The sequence below is a fragment of the Mesorhizobium sp. LNHC221B00 genome (assembly GCF_000502935.1).
Classification (GTDB): domain Bacteria; phylum Pseudomonadota; class Alphaproteobacteria; order Rhizobiales; family Rhizobiaceae; genus Mesorhizobium; species Mesorhizobium opportunistum.
The window spans coordinates 337,386-356,470 of record NZ_AYWR01000005.1 but is presented as its reverse complement, the minus strand read 5'-3'; the positions used below and the strand labels follow the sequence as shown (position 1 = coordinate 356,470).

General features: G+C 57.9%; 18 protein-coding genes. 8 read left to right on the top strand and 10 right to left on the bottom strand.

Annotated features, from left to right (window positions below; translation table 11 throughout):
• Positions 1–86 precede the first annotated feature (86 nt).
• The 8 genes from X741_RS156910 (at position 87) to X741_RS156945 (ending at position 8,031) form a co-directional block, all read left to right on the top strand.
• The gene (locus X741_RS156910) at positions 87–974 is read left to right on the top strand and encodes an ABC transporter permease (RefSeq protein WP_224687107.1); all 888 of its coding nucleotides are present in this window, start codon (positions 87–89) and stop codon (positions 972–974) included.
• Between the two features lie 7 nt (positions 975–981).
• The gene (locus X741_RS156915; protein WP_023777250.1) at positions 982–1,722 is read left to right on the top strand and encodes an ABC transporter ATP-binding protein; all 741 of its coding nucleotides are present in this window, start codon (positions 982–984) and stop codon (positions 1,720–1,722) included.
• Between the two features lie 35 nt (positions 1,723–1,757).
• A complete protein-coding gene (locus X741_RS156920; RefSeq protein ID WP_023777249.1) occupies positions 1,758–2,888 on the top strand; it encodes a DegT/DnrJ/EryC1/StrS family aminotransferase in 1,131 nt (376 codons plus the stop codon).
• A complete protein-coding gene (locus X741_RS156925; protein ID WP_198023947.1) occupies positions 2,885–3,823 on the top strand; it encodes a glycosyltransferase family 2 protein in 939 nt (312 codons plus the stop codon). The genes X741_RS156920 and X741_RS156925 overlap by 4 nt, the downstream gene beginning before the upstream one ends.
• Positions 3,820–4,758: a WxcM-like domain-containing protein gene (locus X741_RS1000000171445; RefSeq protein WP_023777247.1), complete on the top strand. Its 939-nt coding sequence runs from the start codon at positions 3,820–3,822 to the stop codon at positions 4,756–4,758. Before X741_RS156925 ends, X741_RS1000000171445 begins: the two co-directional genes overlap by 4 nt.
• Before the next feature lies 1 nt (position 4,759).
• On the top strand, positions 4,760–5,140 hold the full coding sequence (locus tag X741_RS156935; RefSeq protein WP_023777246.1) for a hypothetical protein: 381 nt from the start codon (positions 4,760–4,762) through the stop codon (positions 5,138–5,140).
• Complete coding sequence (locus X741_RS156940) at positions 5,137–7,068, top strand: hypothetical protein (protein WP_156937867.1); 1,932 nt, start codon at positions 5,137–5,139, stop codon at positions 7,066–7,068. The genes X741_RS156935 and X741_RS156940 overlap by 4 nt, the downstream gene beginning before the upstream one ends.
• 183 nt (positions 7,069–7,251) lie before the next feature.
• On the top strand, positions 7,252–8,031 hold the full coding sequence (locus tag X741_RS156945) for a class I SAM-dependent methyltransferase (protein WP_023777244.1): 780 nt from the start codon (positions 7,252–7,254) through the stop codon (positions 8,029–8,031).
• A gap of 29 nt (positions 8,032–8,060) precedes the next feature.
• Here the strand turns inward: X741_RS156945 and X741_RS156950 are convergent, their stop codons facing one another.
• From X741_RS156950 to X741_RS156985, 10 genes are all read right to left on the bottom strand, one after another.
• Complete coding sequence (locus tag X741_RS156950) at positions 8,061–8,858, bottom strand: sulfotransferase family 2 domain-containing protein (RefSeq protein ID WP_023777243.1); 798 nt, start codon at positions 8,856–8,858, stop codon at positions 8,061–8,063.
• Positions 8,859–8,986: 128 nt separating this feature from the next.
• Positions 8,987–9,772, bottom strand: coding sequence for a class I SAM-dependent methyltransferase (locus X741_RS1000000167470; protein WP_023777242.1), 786 nt, complete (start codon positions 9,770–9,772; stop codon positions 8,987–8,989).
• 6 nt (positions 9,773–9,778) lie between these two features.
• Complete coding sequence (locus X741_RS156955; protein WP_023777241.1) at positions 9,779–10,462, bottom strand: class I SAM-dependent methyltransferase; 684 nt, start codon at positions 10,460–10,462, stop codon at positions 9,779–9,781.
• Between the two features lie 17 nt (positions 10,463–10,479).
• On the bottom strand, positions 10,480–13,743 hold the full coding sequence (locus tag X741_RS1000000169675; RefSeq protein ID WP_198023946.1) for a glycosyltransferase: 3,264 nt from the start codon (positions 13,741–13,743) through the stop codon (positions 10,480–10,482).
• A gap of 98 nt (positions 13,744–13,841) precedes the next feature.
• Positions 13,842–14,744 (bottom strand): dTDP-4-dehydrorhamnose reductase, encoded by a 903-nt coding sequence (gene rfbD, locus X741_RS156960; protein ID WP_023777239.1) that lies wholly within the window; start codon positions 14,742–14,744, stop codon positions 13,842–13,844.
• Positions 14,741–15,811, bottom strand: a complete 1,071-nt coding sequence (gene rfbB / locus X741_RS156965) for a dTDP-glucose 4,6-dehydratase (RefSeq protein ID WP_023777238.1) — start codon at positions 15,809–15,811, stop codon at positions 14,741–14,743. Before rfbB ends, rfbD begins: the two co-directional genes overlap by 4 nt.
• A 29-nt stretch (positions 15,812–15,840) precedes the next feature.
• Positions 15,841–16,395 (bottom strand): dTDP-4-dehydrorhamnose 3,5-epimerase, encoded by a 555-nt coding sequence (gene rfbC / locus X741_RS156970; RefSeq protein WP_023777237.1) that lies wholly within the window; start codon positions 16,393–16,395, stop codon positions 15,841–15,843.
• Entirely contained in the window at positions 16,396–17,277 is an 882-nt protein-coding gene (gene rfbA / locus X741_RS156975) for a glucose-1-phosphate thymidylyltransferase RfbA (RefSeq protein ID WP_023777236.1), read from the bottom strand. It abuts the gene before it with no gap.
• Between the two features lie 123 nt (positions 17,278–17,400).
• Positions 17,401–18,426 (bottom strand): NAD-dependent epimerase, encoded by a 1,026-nt coding sequence (locus X741_RS156980; protein WP_023777235.1) that lies wholly within the window; start codon positions 18,424–18,426, stop codon positions 17,401–17,403.
• Between the two features lie 64 nt (positions 18,427–18,490).
• Positions 18,491–19,081, bottom strand: a complete 591-nt coding sequence (locus X741_RS156985; RefSeq protein WP_023764453.1) for a biotin transporter BioY — start codon at positions 19,079–19,081, stop codon at positions 18,491–18,493.
• Positions 19,082–19,085 lie beyond the last annotated feature (4 nt).

The following is a 19,085-nucleotide window of genomic DNA, read 5'->3' as shown; positions in this document are numbered from 1 at the left end:
TGCACACTGCCGCAACGTGAGCGTGTATCCAATTTTGCCGCGGTTGACTCTGCTCTCGACCTCGTTACGACGCAATGCGTTGCCATATGCTCTTCGAAATGGCTATTAGAGAGGGGCTTGGTGGTTCGCTATGGCCAGCGAAGAGTAATGCGCCGGAACGACAGATTGCGATACCCCAGACGATGATTGCGGCACTAAACGGCGCTTTTGACGACATCTCCAGGGCCATGCGGCTGCACAGGGTCTGGGTTGCGCTGGCCCAGGAGGACATCGGCGACCAGCACAGACGCACGACTCTCGGACCGCTTTGGCTGCTGGTCAACTACGTTGCGTTCGTGGGCACGTTCGTTTTCGTGTTCCAACCTGCCGGCAAGGATGCCGCGGGCTATGCTGCCTATGTCGCGATCGGCCTTCTGGTATGGTTCTACCTGATGGAGGTCATGTCCCTGAGCGTGTCGCTGTTCCAGCGCGAAGAGAGCTTCATCGAAGGCACGACGCTGCCTTTGTTTGTATATGTGATGCGGCTGGCATTGCAGTCTGCCATCCGGGCAGGCTATGCGATCGCTGGTTGCCTTGTCATTCTGCTCTTGAGCGGCTCTCCGGTCGCTACTCCATGGCTCTGGTCGTTGGCAGGATTGTTCCTGATCTTGTTCGCCACACCGGCCCTTATCACCGTCTTCGCTTTTCTTGGGGCCTTCTTTCCTGACAGTCAGTTCATTGTTGGCAATTTGTTGCGGGTTGGCATGTTCTTCACGCCCGTTTTCTGGGTGTATAATGGGCAAGATCCCATACAAAAATACGCCTACGAATGGAATCCGTTTACATATTTCCTCGAGATCGTCCGTTTGCCGATCATGACTGGAGAATTTCCAGCTCATGCTTTCACCGTAACGATCATCGTGTCATTGGCTATATGGATGATTGCATTGCTGCTGCTTGGCCGGTACCGCAAGCAAGTCATCTTCATCATCTGAGTCTTCGATGGTTTCTATCAAACTGGACAACGTTAGCCTTGTTTACAAGCTGCACGAGAAGCTGACGCTTTCCGCGCCGGACCGGCGCGTGGGTGGGCCAGGCGGCAGGATCGAGAGCTCGGGCAGAAAGCAGTTTGTGCAGGCGCTCGACGGCATAAGCTTCGAGTTGAAGGCCGGCGACCGGCTGGGCCTGGTTGGCCCGAACGGAGCCGGCAAGACCACCCTACTCAAGGTGCTCTACGGGATCTACGAACCATCGGGCGGAAGCGTCGCGATAGAAGGCAAGGTCGACGCTCTTTTCAATATCAACATAGGCTTTCGCCGCGAGGCCACCGGGCGCAGGAATATCGTGTTGCGTGGGTTGATCAGCGGATGGACGGAAGCCGAGATCGAAGAGAAGATGGAGGATATCATCGCCTTCAGCGAGCTCGGGGACTTCATCGACCTGCCATTCAAGGCCTACAGCCAGGGCATGGCCGCGCGATTGGCCTTTTCGGCGGCAACCGCGCTTGATCCCGAGATTCTGTTGATGGACGAGTGGATCGGCGCCGGCGACGCCTCTTTTCAGGCCAAGGCCAAAAGGCGCATGGATGAACTGGCGGAAAAGGCCGGCATCGTCGTTCTGGCCAGCCACAGTGAGGCCCTTATCCAAAGCGTCTGCACGAAAAAAATGACGCTCAGGAGCGGTCGGATCGAATCGTTCACGACAGAGCCGGTTAAGCGTGCTGGAAAGCCAGCCAAGCTCTAATCCTTTTCGCGGGTATCGGATAGCGAGACTGACGCATGACGAAACAAGACTCCGTTCCGATGAATGATCTGAAGCGCCTGTATCAGCGCTATCAGGTTGAAATCGAGCGTGAAGTAGCGAGCACGCTGCGGTCCGGATGGTGGCTCAACGGCGTGGCGGGCAAGAGATTTGCGGCAAATTTTTCCAAGTATATAGGTGTTTCGGAATGTGTCCTTGTCGCCAATGGCACCGATGCACTTGAATTTGCCTTGGCCGCTGTCATCAGGCGCAACAGCTCGCGCGGGCGCGAAGTCATCATCGCGGCCAATGCAGGGGGTTATGCTAGCTGCGCCTGCTGGCACAACGACCTCATTCCGCATTATGTCGACATCGAACCGGCTAGCCAGCTCATGGACGTTCAGTCCGTGTTGAAAGCAGCCAACGCAGACACCGCTGCGATCGTCGTCACCCACCTTTATGGTGGCGTCGTCGATGTCCGAGCCATGAGGGCCGGACTTGCCGAGGCTGGCCTCTCGCACATTCCAATTGTGGAGGATTGCGCGCAGGCGCACGGGGCAAGGATCAGAAACGAAGTTGCGGGTTCACTGGGAGATATCTCCACTTTCAGCTTCTATCCAACCAAGAATCTCGGGGCCATGGGTGACGGCGGCGCTGTTCTCACCCCTGACGCGTCAGCCGCCGCGCACATACGGCAGTTGCAGCAATATGGCTGGAGTTCAAAATATCATGTCGGCGTGCCCAACGGCCGCAACTCTCGCATGGATGAGGTTCAAGCCGCGATACTGGACGTTTTGCTGGGCGATGTGGATATCCGCAACGGGCACCGGCGCGCCATCCTCAGCCGGTATAAATCGAGCGCCGGGCGCCGAGCACAATTCCTGGAAAGTGGCGACGGCGCTGTCGCGCACCTCGCCGTCGCGCTCTGCGACGACCGGGATGCATTCCGAGCGTTCATGAAAGAGCGCGGGGTCGACACCGACATTCACTATCCCGTGCTGGACTGCGACCAGATCGGCTGGGCCGATCTGCCGATGAAGGGTACGGAAAATCTCGCCGTTTCAAGAGCCAGCGTCAGCCGTCTCTGCTCCGTCCCTTGCTATCCCGACATGACGAGTGACGAAATAGAGCAAGTGTGCTTGGCCCTCCGCGAATGGGAGGCAATGTGACAACACGTTCGATCGTTTTCCCGATCTATCGAAATCAGGCGAACATCCCTTCCCTTCTGGAGGCGGTCGCCAATTTCCATTCCAGATATCGAGGTGACATCGAGTTCGTCTTCGTTGTCGACGGATCGCCGGACGAATCCGGCCCTCTCCTGGTCAAGGAATTGAAAGGCTCGGGCTATGACTACAAGATCATCTTCCATAGCCGGAACTTTGGCTCGTTCACCGCCATTCGAACCGGGCTCGAACATGCCTCAGGGGACCAGGTCGCCGCCATGGCCGCCGACCTGCAGGAACCACCGGAACTGATCGTCGAATTCTTTTCGAAACTGGAAAAGGATGAAGCCGACGTGGTGTTTGGGCAGCGCACCGGGCGTAGCGATCCACCCCTGACCAAATTTCTGTCCAAGGCTTTCTGGGCCGCCTACCGCAGGCTCGTCCTGCCAAGCATGCCGAGCGGCGGCGTGGATATTTTCGCCTGCAACCGCCAAGTGCTGGAGGCCATCCTGTCGATCGAGGAGCCGAACAGCTCGCTTGTGGTGCAACTGTTCTGGGTTGGCTTCAGGCGTGAATTCGTACCCTACCGTCGCCGCGAACGAGAGCACGGAACAAGCGCCTGGGGCATGGCACGGCGGTTCCGATACATGATGGACAGTATTTTATCGTTCTCTGATTTTCCGATCATGCTCACACTCTGGTTAGGTTTTGCAGGCTGCGTGCTAAGCCTTCTGTTTGCAATTGTTACCGTGATTGCGCGCCTGCTCGGCAACATCGACCCTGCTGGATACACGACGTTGGTGCTGCTCATCACCGGTTTCGGGTCGGCCAGTCTCCTGGTTCAGGGCATTCTTGGCTGCTATCTCTGGCGCGCCGTTGAAAACACCAAGTCACGCCCTCTCAGGATCATCAGCCGTGTCGTTGACGGAACAGCCAAATGACCGACAAGCCATTTTTCGTGCATGAACGCGGCATCTGCGAAAGCCCTCAAATCGGCAGCGGGACACGCATCTGGGCGTTCGCCCACGTCCTCCCCGGCGCCGTGATCGGCTCGAACTGCAATATCTGCGATCACGTCTTCATCGAGAACGATGTGGTCGTCGGCAATGATGTGACCATCAAGAGCGGCGTCCAGCTGTGGGATGGCGTACGCCTGGGCAATAGCGTGTTTGTCGGTCCGAACGCGACCTTCACCAACGATCGCTTCCCGCGCTCCAAGGAATATCCCGAAGCGTTCCTGCTGACGACGGTCGAGGACGGTGCGTCGATCGGCGCCAACGCGACAATCCTGCCGGGCGTCATCATTGGCCGTCATGCGATGATAGGCGCCGGCGCCGTGGTGACCAAGAACGTGCCTGCCAATGCTGTTGTGGTCGGAAATCCCGCCATCATCATCGGCTACCAGACCGGCCTGCGGATCGTGCCAGCCGTCACGCAAACCTTCCCCGGCACGGTCGGTGAGAAAATGTCGCTTGCGGTCGGCGGCAGCGAACTCTGGCGGCTGCCGCATTTTGGCGACCTGCGCGGCGAACTCGCACCGCTGGAGTTCGGTTTGAACCTGCCGTTCAAGCCGGCGCGGTCTTTCCTGGTCTACGGCGTGCCGTCCGACAAGGTCAGGGGTGAGCACGCGCATCGCGAGTGCCACCAGTTCCTTATCGCTGCTCACGGCCGTCTCTCGGTTGTCGTGGACGATGGCCATGACAGGAAAGAGGTTTCGTTGACCGAACCGTCTATCGGGCTCTACATACCGCCCGGCGTCTGGGGAATTCAGTACAAGTTTCAGCCGGATACGGTGCTCCTGGTCATGGCCTCGCATCCCTACGATGCCGACGACTACATCAGGGACTACACGGATTTCCTGGATACGGTCAGGTAGGATGGCCGCTGATCGAATTGGTGGAGACGCTGCCCGGTTCCTCGTTGCCGGCGGCCTGAACACCGCCCTGACCAGTATCGTATATTTCGCTGGCCTCACCGTGCTCACTTCGAGCTTGTCTTACGGCCTCGCCTGGTTGGTAGGCCTCGTATTTGTGATGACGTTTTATCCCGATCGTGTCTTTCCCGGAGGCCGTACGGGCTTGGCGGACCGACTGGCGATCGGCGGTTCGGTCGCCGCCGTGTTTGTTGTCGGGTTGGCAACTCTTCATTTTCTCGAACAACTGCTGCAAAGCCGAACGGTGGCGTTCTTTTCAACGCTCGCCTTCACGACAATTCTCAACTTCCTGGTTTCTCGATGGATACTGCGCAGACAACGATGAAACGTTCTGTCGGGCCTCAAACGGCGGACCTCATGCTGGGAGTAGCCCCCCATGCCATGCGCCCACCTCACCACACGCCGAGACCGGCAGAGCGTATCATTATCGCCCTTTTTATCGCCATCCCGATTGCCTGCCTCGTTTGGATGGCAGTTCAGTGGGTTAACTATGGAATAGACCTTCCATATTTTGATGACTGGCGCGCCTACTTTGACGGAACATCAGGATCTTTTAGTCTTAAATATCTTTTTACACCGGCAAACGACACTCTATACGCCGTTGGCAAATTTCTTGAGTCTCTTAATTTTATGATTTTCAAAGGAAATTCTGTTGTAGATCAACTACTTTCCATGACAACTACCCTCGGTTTCCTCCTTTTATTGCAATGGATCCTCCTCAAGTCCGCTCTCGACGATAGACTGCTTACAGCTTGCGCCTTTGCGTTCACTTTGCTTATGCTGCAGTCGGATAGCTATTGGGGCCGACAAAACATAGCTTATCACCAAGCTGTACCGCTGATATTCATTCTTGGTGCAGTTTACATTTTAGTCGTAAGCCCCTGGCCGTGGCCCGTTCGCTCTTTCGTTTTGTTCGTGATGGGCATTCTTTCGGGATTGACTTACACTTCCGGCGCTTTCTCCTTACTCGCATTGGCCGCCACACTCATTGTCTGCATCGCGATTAATCGGCGCGCATTTGGTGATTTGATTCCTGACGGAGTTGCGCTGTTTTGCGCGTCCGTCATTACCGTCATCGTTCAGGGTTACGTCCTCGTATTCGTCCAACATGGCCAAGTGCATACAGGAACGCCCTGGTCCCTGCCGAACAGCCCCGAGTTCTGGTTTTACTTGTTCGGCAAGGTAGGCCGCAGTCTCATGCTGGCGGGTTCGGATCCGTTGCGATCTCTTTTGGTCGTCTTGCTTTGCATGGCCCTTGCCGTGACGGTCGCAATAGCCGGCCTGCGCAATGTCAAGACGGCGGAGACGCGGCATTCGGTTCCTGCCCGTTCCGGATTGATCACCCTCCTCTTGTTCGCCTCGGTATTTTTCTACCTTCTAATGGTCGCCGCCGGTCGAAGCGATTTGCGCCCCGCCAACATATCCACCCCTTTGCAACTCTTCGCCTTTGGCTTCGCGCGCTTTCACTTCTTTTGGGCGACATTGATTTGGCCCTGGGTGTTTGCGGGCGCCATCGTTATGGCGACAATGCTGTGGCCGAGGAAGATGGGGGCAATTCGCATCGTTGCGGTGGTGGCAACGAGTTGCGTCGTCGTGTTCACCATGGCGGCAGGAGTCTTTGCCCACGCTTCCTACTTTCGGCAGACATCTGATCTAACGCTTCGAAACGGCGCGTGTTTACATGCGAAGCTGCTCATCGGAGGGCCTATCGATTGTCCGACGCTTTATCCTCGCGACATGACGCTGGCGTACGCAAACGCGGTGAAAATGGGGGCGTCATTCATACGCTACTTTCCGCCCGACCTGCTTGAGCGTGCTCCCGGCAACCCGACCTGGAACGTGCTGGGCAAGCCAATTGACGGCGTCACGGTGAGCAACGCGAAAGCCGAGACCCGCCCTGGCAATCAACTGAATCTGTCCGCCGGCAAGGATGTTCAGATGGCTTTTTCGGTCGGGCAAGCAGGTGACCTTCATCACTGCTTGGCAGTCCGCGTAGATAGCACCGTGGGTGTTGAAAACCCCACGACTGTCCAGCTCTTCTATGTTCCGTGGGGCGCTTCGACCTTCTCCGAAGCCAACAGCCGCACCCGGCAAATTGCTGCAGGCAATGGGAATGCGGTGCGGTTCCTCGTGATCGAACCACACGGCTTCAAGAATGAGTTTCGGCTTGACCCGGTTTCCGACAGCCAGCCCTCGGTTGTAAAAGAGCTCAATGTTTCATGCGTTCTCAGAGAGCCTGGAGTCGCGGGATAGATCACACCACTCGCATTGGCGAGAAACCTGAAACGGCGATCGGTCGCAAGAGCCACCAACACGGCGCAACAATGAGCTGCGGCATGAGACAAGGGTTCGGCGAACGCTGCGCCGTTTCAGAAGCCTACGGGCAGCCTGTGCAAGTCGCTACAATCCGTCTAGCATTCGAAAAAAGGAACCCAAATGGATATCTTAGACGCGTACGTGACGACGGCGCCAAGCAGTCAGAATGTAATTGATATTTTCAAAGGCGAGTGGTCGTCCAAATTTCCGGCGACGGCCGGCGCGACGACGACGCCCGGGAGCGCGGCCCTATTTGAAGACGCCCGCATCGACTGGCTTTCGAAAACCATTGGCGGATTTGCCAGCAAGCGCATTCTGGAGCTCGGACCGCTGGAGGCGGGACACACTTACATGATGCATCAAGCAGGTGCGGAATCGATACTCGCTGTCGAAGCCAATTCGCGATCCTACCTAAAATGCCTCTGCGTCAAGGAAATCTTCAACCTCAGTCGTGCCCGATTTCTCTACGGCGACGCGATGAAGTATCTGTCGGAAACCAGCGAACGCTTCGATGTATGCGTGGCGTCGGGCATACTGTATCATATGACCGACCCCGTTGAATTTCTTGGCAACATTGCTCGGGTGTCCGATACGATCTTCCTTTGGACGCACTACTACGACGACTCGCTACGCCGCACCCGAGAAAATCTGGCCAAGCAGTTCGAGAAGCCGTACGAGATCGAAGTCAACGGTAACTCATACACCGTGTGCAGACGCAACTACGAAGAAGCACTCAACTGGGCCGGCTTCTGCGGCGGCGGAAAGCCATGGGCATTTTGGCTTACCCGAGATTCCCTGATGAGGGCCATCACCGATTCCGGCTTCACAGTGGAAGCAATCGAATTCGACCATCCGGCACACCCAAATGGACCGGCGCTAGCTCTAGTGGCGCGAAAATAAGAGCTTTCCCGGCCCTGAGCGATGCCGTTTCAGGGCCAGTTGCCCAAGGCAAACTTTGAAAACCAGCGCATTTTGGGCTTTGCTGCCGAAAGATGAAACTTCAGCGAAAATTCTCGAGCAGCAGAATAGAGATCCCGGTCAAATGCGGTGCGCCGGTGGTAGAATTCGAAAATTTCTACGTTTCCCAAATCTACTTCGTCCTCAATCTTGGCCGAATTATATAGATTTATATCTCCAATTCCAGGAAATTTATTGGCCAAATTCTCTATAGCCTTCTCCATATCATCCAATGTAAATAATAAATCGAATTTTTTAATATTGTTTTCTGCCTTTGTTCTTTGCACTGGACCGATCCGCGGAACGAATGGATCAGACAAGTACCGCACCTGCAGGTTGTCAAAGAGCATTAATCCTAGCGGACGATCCAAAAAACCGGCGATTCTCTCAGTGTCATTGAGAGGTACTTGAAAAAGCTCCCGCGCAAACTCCAAAATCTCGGCATCTATGGCGTTCGGATCCGGGTACTTTGGGCTGCCTACATACTTTACCCATTTCAAATGTGAAATGAGTTGCGCTACTGGCTCGCGCAGGATGGTGACGGTGAAGACATCGGACCTCTCGATCAGCGGACACGCAGCCTCAAAGTACACATGCCCAGACAGAAAGAAGGGGCGACAGTCCTGTTGCACCGATAGAAATAGCTCTGGCTGACTCTCCATATGCTCAAAATAGCGATCCGGGCCAAAAAGCGGTTTGAATATATGGTTAAAAGCGCTGCCCGCAGTCTTTGGAATATGTAGAAAGAATATCTTATCATATTGCAGCATTTTGCCTACACACCCCCGTGTTTGGCTAGGTTCGAAATCGGTATAATCGCTCCTTGTCTTCACTACACGAAGCGCGCCATCGATCGCCTCACTGTTACCTACCAACTCCAAATATTATGCGAATACTCTTAAATTTTCTCAAAAGTCACGTAAAATTCCAAAGTATTTGGTTGAGTCGGATAAAACGATACGACTTCGAATCCAACGTTGTGAACGGACCTTATCACGTTCATTGTTTCAAGAAATTTGAAGTCAGGAAAAACCCAGCAGTGGCAGTCGATATAGTCTTCCCTTGCCCCCATTTTTCGAAGTGTATCGACGATGGTCCTTCTGTCATGAACGTATTCTGCGTTGTCGGGAGTGGTTGACTTCTTCCAACAATCCGCCGCCTTGGCCTTGCTAACATTCCAGAAGTGGTCACAAATCTGCTGGAAGCTAGGTTTTGTGCGCTTCTCCAAGTAAGCCGCCATAACGTCAGAAATCGTGCTATTTTTTCGTTTCAGGTCGAAGCAGTAGCGCTTGTCCGGAAAGGCGACGGCAATCCGACCGCCTAGCTTGAGTACACGCAGATTCGATTCGAGCCAACCAAGCAAGTCAGGCACATGTTCCATTACATGCGATGCCACGACATAGTCGATGGACTCTTCCGGGAGAAATTCAGAAATCAGCTTGCCGCCGGTGACTATGTCGATCTCCGGGATTAGGCTGACATCGACGTCAGGATTGTTGGCATAGTGCTCGGCCAAGTAAGCGCGGTCGGCATAGTCCACATAGGAAACGTCATAGTGCGCCTTTCGCAAAAGTACCGCGTGCAAAGGCCCGTATTCGATACCCTTTCCGGCAAGGTTCAACGCCGAAGTGATTTTCTTCGTGCGCGGTGGTAGCGCTGGGCGAGGCTTTTGAAATAATCGCATCTGACTTTATCTCACCATCACGCACATAGACTGGCCGAGCTTATGCCCATCGAGAACCGGAGCGTCGGCGTCGATGAATGCCTCCACACTAAAGCCGATCTTGGCCGCGAAGACCTCAATGGCCTGGCGTTCAAGGAACATGTTGAGAGTCGGGCGAGTACTCGCCTCGTATTGTTTCACAGTCGCCTCAAAAATGGACCAGAGGGCGGCCATGCGAAACTCCAGGAAAGAAAAAAGCAGCTTGCCGCCCTTCTTCAGCACACGGTGACAGTCGCGCATATAGATGAAGGTCTCTTCGTGCAGAAGGTGGGTAAACAGACTGAAGGCACACACATAGTCGAATGTTGCGTCCGGGGCCGGGAGTTTCACCGCTCGGTTCATGTGGAACCTATACTTTTCGGGTGCCTTGCTCCTGGCATAGTCGAGCAAAGCCTGAACGATATCGTAACCGTCATAGTCGATGCGCAAGCGTCTTGCGAGCGCAACCGCCGTGCGCCCGGAACCGCAGCCGACATCGGCAAGGCGCATCCCGTCGCGCAAGCCGTTCTTGACGAGGGCTTCGGCTTCAATGCGGCCGATAATGTCATAGGCGCCACCGACGTCGAGCGACATCGCCTCGTCGATCGGATGATCGCGCATGAGTCTCGCGACGTGCTTTTCGTAGTCTTCGACGAAATGGAATTCGGCCATTGCTATTCTTTCCGGTATCAGCCTAGCGAGAAATCTTCGCGCGCTTTTGTCAAGTTCGGCGAATAGAAGGGATCACGCTCGATGATCTTTTTCCACCGCCTTTGCATATACGCAATTTCACTGTTGAAACGCGCCATTTTTTCCGGAGCATCCTCAACGCCGCGAGAGACGCTTTCAAGGTGGTAAAGCTCGGCATAGGGCGTCCAGACGTTTGAGTAGCCGGCTTCCTGTACTTTCAGACAAAGGTCCACATCGTTGAAGGCGACCGTCAGGTCGACCTCGTTGAGACCACCGACTTCTTTGAACAAGCTTTTGCGGATCAGGAGACAGGCTGCCGTAACAGCGGAGAGATTCTGCAGGACCTTCAGCCTGCAAAAATACCCTGGATGATGGCGTGGGAAATGCTTGTGCGAATGATTTGCGACACCGCCCAAGCCAACAATCACGCCGCCATGCTGAATCGTATCATTACCATAATAGAGCTTTGCGCCGACGCAGCCCACATCCGGCTGAACGGCCCAGGAGACCATTTCTGTAAGCCAGTCCGGCGAGATCACTTCGATGTCGTTGTTGACAAGACCGATGATCGATCCCTTCGCTTTCCCCACGGCGAAGTTATTGATCGCAGAATAGTTGAACGGTTTGTCGTAACGGAGCACACGAACATTCTTCGCTTCCTTCAACTCGCTGAAATAGGCAAGGGTTTCCTCTTCCACCGAGCCGTTGTCGACCACCAAAATCTCGTAGTTCCTGTAAGTTGTCTTTTCGCGGATGGACTCCACGCAGCGGCGCAGGAGTTCGACCTTGTCACGCGTTGGGACGATAAGGCTCACAAGCGGCTGTGGCTCGGGCACGAAAAATCGAAGACGGTAACAGGGTATGCCTGGAGCTTCCTCGGCTCTCGCCGGAATGCCCATGCGCTCGACGTGTTCGTCCAGCGCCCGCAACCCCGCCATGTAGGCGTAGTTCTTTTGAGAACCGTCAAGCGCCGTCGAGCCTTCCACCGCCCGCCAATGGTAGAGCACTTTCGGAATGTGCCGAATTCTCTCAGGGGCAATGCGCTCGATGACGCGCAGATTGAGGTCATAATCCTGGCTGCCCTCGAAGCCGGGTCGCCAGCCGCCGGCGGCGCGGATATTTTCCGCCCGGTGTGCGGTGAGATGGTTCAGATAGTTCTGGGATCGGAAAAGCTCCCGCGAGAAATCCGGCTTGAAGCATGGATCATAACGCCTGCCCTCCAAATCGATCTTGTCTTCATCGCTATAGATCAGTTCGGCGTCAGGATGGCGATCGACTTCCAGAACGATCTCGGCCAGCGCGTGCGGGCGGAGAATATCGTCGTGGTCGAGCATCGCAACCCACTCGCCGGTGACGATCTCCAGGGCGGAATTGGATGCCCGCGAGATATGGCCGTTCTTGTCACGCAAGACGACCTTGATACGAGGATCGCGTTTCGCATATTCGTTCAAAACGCGCCGCACATGCGGCTCCGTCGAGCAATCGTCCGCAATGCACAGTTCCCAGTTCTCGTAGATTTGGGCGCGGACGCTCTCGATCGCTTCCCGCAGGAGTCTCTCTGGTGTATTGTAGACTGGCATGAGTACCGAAATGAGCGGCTTCTTCTCAAGCTGAGCCAACCGCTGGCTCAAATCCGCAACGTCTTGTTCAGTCGGCGTGTCATTGAGTGCAATCCACCCTTCATAAGTAACGCTGCCCAGAGCGCCTCGTGCCTCCGCTGATCGGAGGGTGGCCGCAAACCCCCGGAGGCCACTTTGCCTCAAGAGTTTTACTCCACGCGCGGCAGACCGCACGAGGGAACCAGGGCTTTTCACGTGGCGGGCGAGGATTCTCGCGATGAGGCAAGCATAATATTCAACCCGTGCCAGCCGACGCAAACGGATGCGGCCGATCGTGATCTGGGTGGAACGGTCGCTTGGATCGAAACGCAGTTTCGAGGCTGCTACGCTAAGCGGGAAGGTCGACGCGGCCAGACCTTTGCCGTTCGAACGAAACCGCAGATCGATCCGTTCGATTTCGTTGTACCCCCTGCCGCTGTCGACATAAAGGCGCGCGTCAGTCAACGCCTCCGCTTCGGCCGGCACATACGCGCTGAGCCGGTAGTGCCCGGGGGGCAACGGCTGGGAGCCCCGCCAGAGAAGTTCGAACTGCGGATCATCACCCGTTATTGTCCACTCCGTAACTCGCTTGCCCAATGGCAAGCCTTCCAAATGATGGAGCGCGCGCAACGCGATGGTCCGTCCGGCATATAAAGTCGCCGCATTCGGAAATGACGCAAGTCTTCGCAGGAACGATCCATAGCGCCAGATCCGGCTGCTGTGAATCAATTCGATTTCGCGATTTAACAGTGCCGTCTGCTGATCGCGCTCCTGCACCTTATGTTCAAGCGCCGCTATGTCCTCGTCTCTTGCAACGAGATTTGTGTTGGCCTTCTCCAGCGCTTGCATACCGGCTCGGATTTGCTTGCGAGCCGCCGCTAATTCCGCGTTAAGTGCGCTGACATCGGTAGGCAGTGTGCGAGAGAGACGTTGAATTTCCAACGTCTTCGCCGCTTCGACGCGCCAGCGATCGCCGAAGAGCTCCATTCGGCGCTGGACAATCGCCTCGTCGGCACTGTCGAGCTGGCACAATTGGGCAATGGCTTCCGCTGGGTTCTTTCCCACCAGCAGGACGCCGAGGCCGTGACTGTGGGGAAACTCGAACGAGGGGTATTTGCCCCGCAATTCTTCCCATAACTTCCAGACCCCAAAGTCTGCCTGTCGTTCATTTGTGTCGTGGAACAGGACGATCGCCCGGTCCGAGAGCTTTGAGAACCACTGTTCGAAATCGTGCCGAACGGCCTCGTAGGTGTGGAGGCCGTCGATATGCAGCAGATCTATGCTGGAGTCCGCAAACTGGGTCGACGCCTCGTCGAACGTGCATCGTAGCAGCTCCGAAAATTCAGCATAGCGCTCGTCATGAAAGCGCTTGAAGTCCTCAAATATCGCCTCGGAGTAGATCCCTGCCTGCTCATCGCCCCTCCACGTGTCCACCGCAAAGCAGCGCGTCCCGGTCTTTCCCTTCAGGACAGCGGAGCAGAAAGCAGAGTAGGAGACGCCTGCATGAGTGCCTAACTCGACAAGAACGCGTGGATGTTGGGCGCCGATCAACCAGTGGGCGAACGGGGTGTGACCGAGCCATGCAATTGTTGGCTGATCCATCCGCTCCGGTCGCCAGAACAGCGGCGCCAGATCGTCGTTCAGCAGAGCCTCGGGAAGGTCCAAGACTGTACGCTCACCTGGCGCGCTAGAGTCCATTGGTTCGGCGTACAACCCGGACTGTGTTTTACGAGCCTGGCTCTTCCGCCCCTTCGTAGCTGCGGTCATACCGCGCCCTCCGCGCCACCGCCGGCAAGATACTTCACCACCGCTTCCGTCGATTGCCGCCAGTGCGGCGCCGTCCATCCGAAGGTGGAGGCAAACTTCGCGCTCGATAGCCTGGAATTGGCGGGGCGGCGTGCCTTGGTGGGATAGTCCATCGTGGCAATGTCCCGGACCCGCGCCCAAGGACCACCAAACGCCAGGCTTGTGTCCAGTATATGACGGGCAAAGCCGCTCCAGTTGGTCTCGCCCGTGCCGGCCAGATGATAGGTGCCGAACACAGCGATATCCTTGTTGCGGTGCAGCATGGCCGCCGCATGCAGGATCGCGTCAGCGATATCAAGCGCCGAGGTCGGGTTTCCCCATTGATCGGCCACCACCGAGACCTCGTCGCGGTCGGCGGCCAGCCGCAGCATGGTTTTCACGAAATTCCGGCCGAACGGGCTGTAGACCCAGGCGGTGCGCAAGATCAGGTGGCGCGGATTGGCGGCGGCCACGGCCTGCTCGCCGGCGAGCTTGGAGGCGCCATAGGCGCCCAGCGGCGCGGTCGCGTCGGTCTCGACATAGGGCTCGGGCTTGGTTCCGTCGAAGACATAGTCGGTCGAAAGATGGATGACGGGAACGCCGAGCCGTGCCGCCGCTTCGGCCACCTTGCCGGCGCCGGTCGCGTTGACGGCAAAGGCCAGATCGGGCTCGTCCTCGGCCTGATCCACGGCGGTGTAGGCGGCGGCCGATACGACGACATCCGGCTTGGCCGCCGAGATGGCGTCAAAGACGGTATCGGGTCTTGCCAGGTCGAACTCCGGCCGGCCGATGGCGATGACTTCCACATCGGCGCGGCTCTGGCCAGCCTCCAGCAGGCTTGCCGCGACCTGGCCGTCGCGTCCGGTGACAACGATCCTCACGCGCTCTCCTTGCGTGCTTCGCCCAGCCTTTCGCCGGCATAGCGCTGCTCGCGGATCGGCCCCCACCACCATTTGTTGTCCAGGAACCAGTCCACCGTCCGCGCCAGGCCGCTGTCGAAATTCTCGCTTGGCGCCCAGCCGAGCTCGCGGCTGATCTTGGAGGCATCGATGGCATAACGGCGGTCGTGGCCGGGGCGGTCATTGACGAAGGTGATCAGGTCGCGATAGCGCTTGCCATCGGCGCGGGGACGCCTGATGTCGAGCAGGTCGCAGATCGTCTCGACAACGGCGAGGTTCGTGCGTTCAGAATTGCCGCCGACATTGTAGCTCTCGCCCGGCGTGCCCTTGGTGGCAATGAGTTCCAGGGCCCGCGCGTGATCCTCGACGAACAGCCAGTCGCGCACATTGGCGCCTGCGCCGTAGACAGGCAGCGGCTTTTCATCGAGCGCGTTGAGGATGACGAGCGGGATCAGCTTCTCGGGGAAATGATAGGGGCCGTAATTGTTGGAACAGTTGGAAAGCACCACCGGCAGGCCATAGGTCTCGTGCCAGGCACGCACGAGATGGTCCGAGGCCGCCTTCGAGGCCGAATAGGGCGACGACGGCGCGTAAGGGGTCTCCTCGACGAACATGCCGCCGTCGAAAGGCAAGTCGCCGAACACCTCGTCGGTCGAGACGTGATGGAAGCGGAAGCGGCTTTTCCTCTCGTCGGAAAGGCCACGCCAGTATTCCAGCGCGGCATTGAGCATTTTGTAGGTGCCGACGATGTTGGTCTCGATGAAGGCGCCAGGTCCGTCGATCGAGCGGTCGACATGGCTCTCGGCGGCGAGGTTCATGACGATGTCGATATCGTTGCGGCGCAATAGGTCCAGTACCGCCCGCTCGTCGCAGATGTCGGCATGGGCGAAGCTGTAATTGTGGGCATTCTCGATCGGCCGCAGCGAGGCCAGGTTGCCCGCGTAGGTCAGCTTGTCGAGATTGGTCACCCGGTAGGCCGGATTAGCGCACAGGTGCCGGCACACCGCCGAACCGATGAAGCCGGCTCCGCCCGTCACCAGAAAATTCATGCTGCTGTCCTCACGCACCTTTGGCAACATCAGGCAAACACCTCGGCGGCGGCGAGCAGCGGCGCCTTGAGATCCTTGTCCGAAAGCTGGAACCCGCTCGCCAGCGACGGCCATTCTATGCCGATGACCGGATCATCGAAACGGATCGAGCGGTCATGCTCGGGCGAATAGATGTCGGTCACCTTATACAGGACCTCGGTGTCGGGCACGAGCGTCACGAAGCCATGCGCAAAGCCCTTCGGCACCAGGATCTGGTTGCCCTTCTCAGCCGATACTTCGAGAGCGACCCATTTTCCAAAGGTCTTCGAGCCCCGGCGAATATCGACCGCTACGTCTAGGACGCTGCCACGGATGACGCGCAGCAGCTTGTCCTGAGCGCGCGGTGCAAGCTGGTAGTGCAACCCGCGCAGCACGCCCGCCGCGGCGGAATAGGAATGGTTGTCCTGCACGAACACGAGGTCGATGCCGGCCTGCGCAAAGCGCTCGGCGTTGTAGGTTTCCATGAAGAAGCCGCGCGCATCGCCATGCCGCTTCGGAACGATTTCCAGCACCCCGTCGATGCCAAGCGATCTCACCTCCAGCATCTACCCCTCCGAAAGATCGGCGACACGCCGGCGCAGATAAGCCGCGTATTCGTTCTTTCCCAGGCGGCTCGCGCGCTCCAGCACCTTGTCCGCCGTCAGCCAGCCCTGTTCGAAGGCGATTTCCTCCGGACAGGCGACCTTGATGCCCTGGCGGTGCTCGATGGTGCGCACGAAGGAAGAGGCTTCATGCAGGCTGTCATGCGTGCCCGTGTCGAGCCACGCGTAGCCACGCCCCAACCGGTGAACATGGAGCAGGCCGCGCTCGAGATAGACGTTGTTCACCGCCGTGATCTCGAGTTCGCCACGTGCCGAGGGCCGGATGGTGGGGGCGATGTCGACGACCTGATTGTCGTAGAAATAGAGACCCGTGACGGCCCAGTTGGACTTCGGCTTCTGTGGCTTCTCCTCGATCGTCAGCGCGGTTCCGGTGGCCTTGTCGAAGGACACCACGCCATAGCGTTCGGGATCCTCGACATGGTAGGCGAACACCGAAGCACCCATCTCACGCGATGCCGCGGTGCGGCAAAGCTGCGACAGCCCGTCGCCAAAATAGATGTTGTCGCCCAGGATCATCGAGACGCTGTCCTTGCCGATGAAATCCCGGCCAATGATGAAGGCTTCCGCGAGGCCATTGGGCTGAGGCTGCTCGGCGTAGGACAGCGCCAGGCCGAACTCCGATCCGTCGCCCAGCAACTCACGGAAGGCGGGCAGATCACGCGGCGTCGAAATAATCAAAATTTCGCGGATCCCCGCGAGCATCAGCACGCTCAGCGGATAATAGATCATCGGCTTGTCGTAGATCGGGAGGATCTGCTTAGAGACTGCTAACGTTAGTGGATAAAGACGCGTTCCGCTGCCTCCAGCAAGGATAATTCCTTTCAAGAAGCTCTCCTCGACATGCCAAAGCCCCCCGGCCTTGAGTGCCTGTGCTTAGGTTTCATGCAATGGCTTGTCAATGCGGCGTCCCGCAAACGGGCGGACTATTTCGTGCAAAGAGCGACCCCGCTATTCCCGTCCAAAATACGCCAGATACCATTCCACGAACCGCCCTACCCCCTCGGAAACGGACGTGCCGGGGCGGTAGCCGACGGCCTGTTGAAGTGCGGAGGTGTCGGCGAAGGTGTCGGGCACGTCGCCTGCCTGCAGCGGCAGGAGTTCGACGATGGCCTTGCGGCCAAGCGCGTTTTCCAGCGCCTCGACATAGGCGGCCAGCTTCACCGGGTTGTTGTTGCCGATGTTGAAGATGCGCCAGGGCGCGCTGCTCGTCGCCGGGTCCGGATGGCCGGAATCCCAGGCAGGGTTGGCCGCGGCGGGGCTGTCGCTGGCGCGGACAACGCCTTCGGCAATGTCCTCGACATAGGTGAAGTCGCGCGTGTGATTGCCGTTGTTGAACAGCTTGACCGGCTCGCCGGCCAAGATGCTCCTGGTGAACAGGAACAGCGCCATGTCGGGACGGCCCCAGGGACCGTATACGGTGAAAAAGCGCAAACCAGTGGTCGGCAGCCCGAACAGGTGGCTGTAGCTGTGCGCCATCAGCTCGTTGGCGCGCTTGGTCGCGGCGTAGAACTGCAGCGGGTGGTCGGCCGGGCGATGTTCGGAAAACGGCATGTCGGTGTTGGCGCCGTAAACGCTCGAGGTGCTGGCATAGGTCAGGTGTCCGACACGGCTGTGGCGGCAGGCCTCGAGCATGTTGGTGAAAGCGACGATGTTGCTTTCGACATAGGCGCGCGGATTTTCCAGGCTGTAGCGCACCCCGGCCTGGGCGGCGAGATGGATTACCCGGTCGAAGGCGTGGTCGGCAAAGCAGCCGTCAACCACGGTCCTGTCGGCGAGATTGCCTTGGATGAAATGATAGCCGGCATTGGTGCTTCGGCTCGCCTCGGCCAGAAGCCGCAGCCGCGCCCGCTTGAGGCGCGGATCATAATAGTCGTTGATGCTGTCGACGCCGACGACCTCGTCGCCGCGCTCCAGGAGCCGCCTGGCGACATGATAGCCTATGAAGCCGGCGACGCCGGTGACCAGAACCTTCATCAGAAACGACCGTCTCCGGGAGTGGACCCCTGACGTCTACGGTATACCGGCTTGCTGAGGGAACTCAGGAGCGCTTCAGCAGCGACCAGACGGCCGGCACCAGGCTCGCCGCGAGCGCAACCTTGATCAGGTCGCCGACGATGAACGGCACGACGCCGAACTGCCAGGACTTCTCCGGACCGATGAGCACGGCCAGCCAGGCGAAGCCCATTGCCATCATCACGACTTCGGCAACCAGCATCGCATTGACAAGCTTGATCGGATGGCGATCCCAGCCGCGATCGGCGGCCCAGCCGACAATAGCGGCCATGACGACGAAGCCAGCGAGATAGCCGCCGGTCGGCCCGACCATATAGGCAATGCCGATACCCTTCTCCGGCGTGCCCTGGAAGACCGGGAAGCCCATCGCGCCCTCCGCCATATAAAGCAGCAGGGTGGCAACGCCGAGACGCATGCCGAAGGCGGCGGCGATCAGGAATACGGCGAGCGTCTGCATCGAGATATCGACCGGACCCAGCACCACCCTGGTCTTGGCGGACAGCGTCAGCAGCAGCGTTCCGGCAATCGCCAGGAGAAACTGCGTTGCCAGTCGCGCCGCGCCTTCTTGCGGCAGAGCCAGAGAAACAAGCGGGCGCATCGTCGTTGCAGTTGCCATGGTC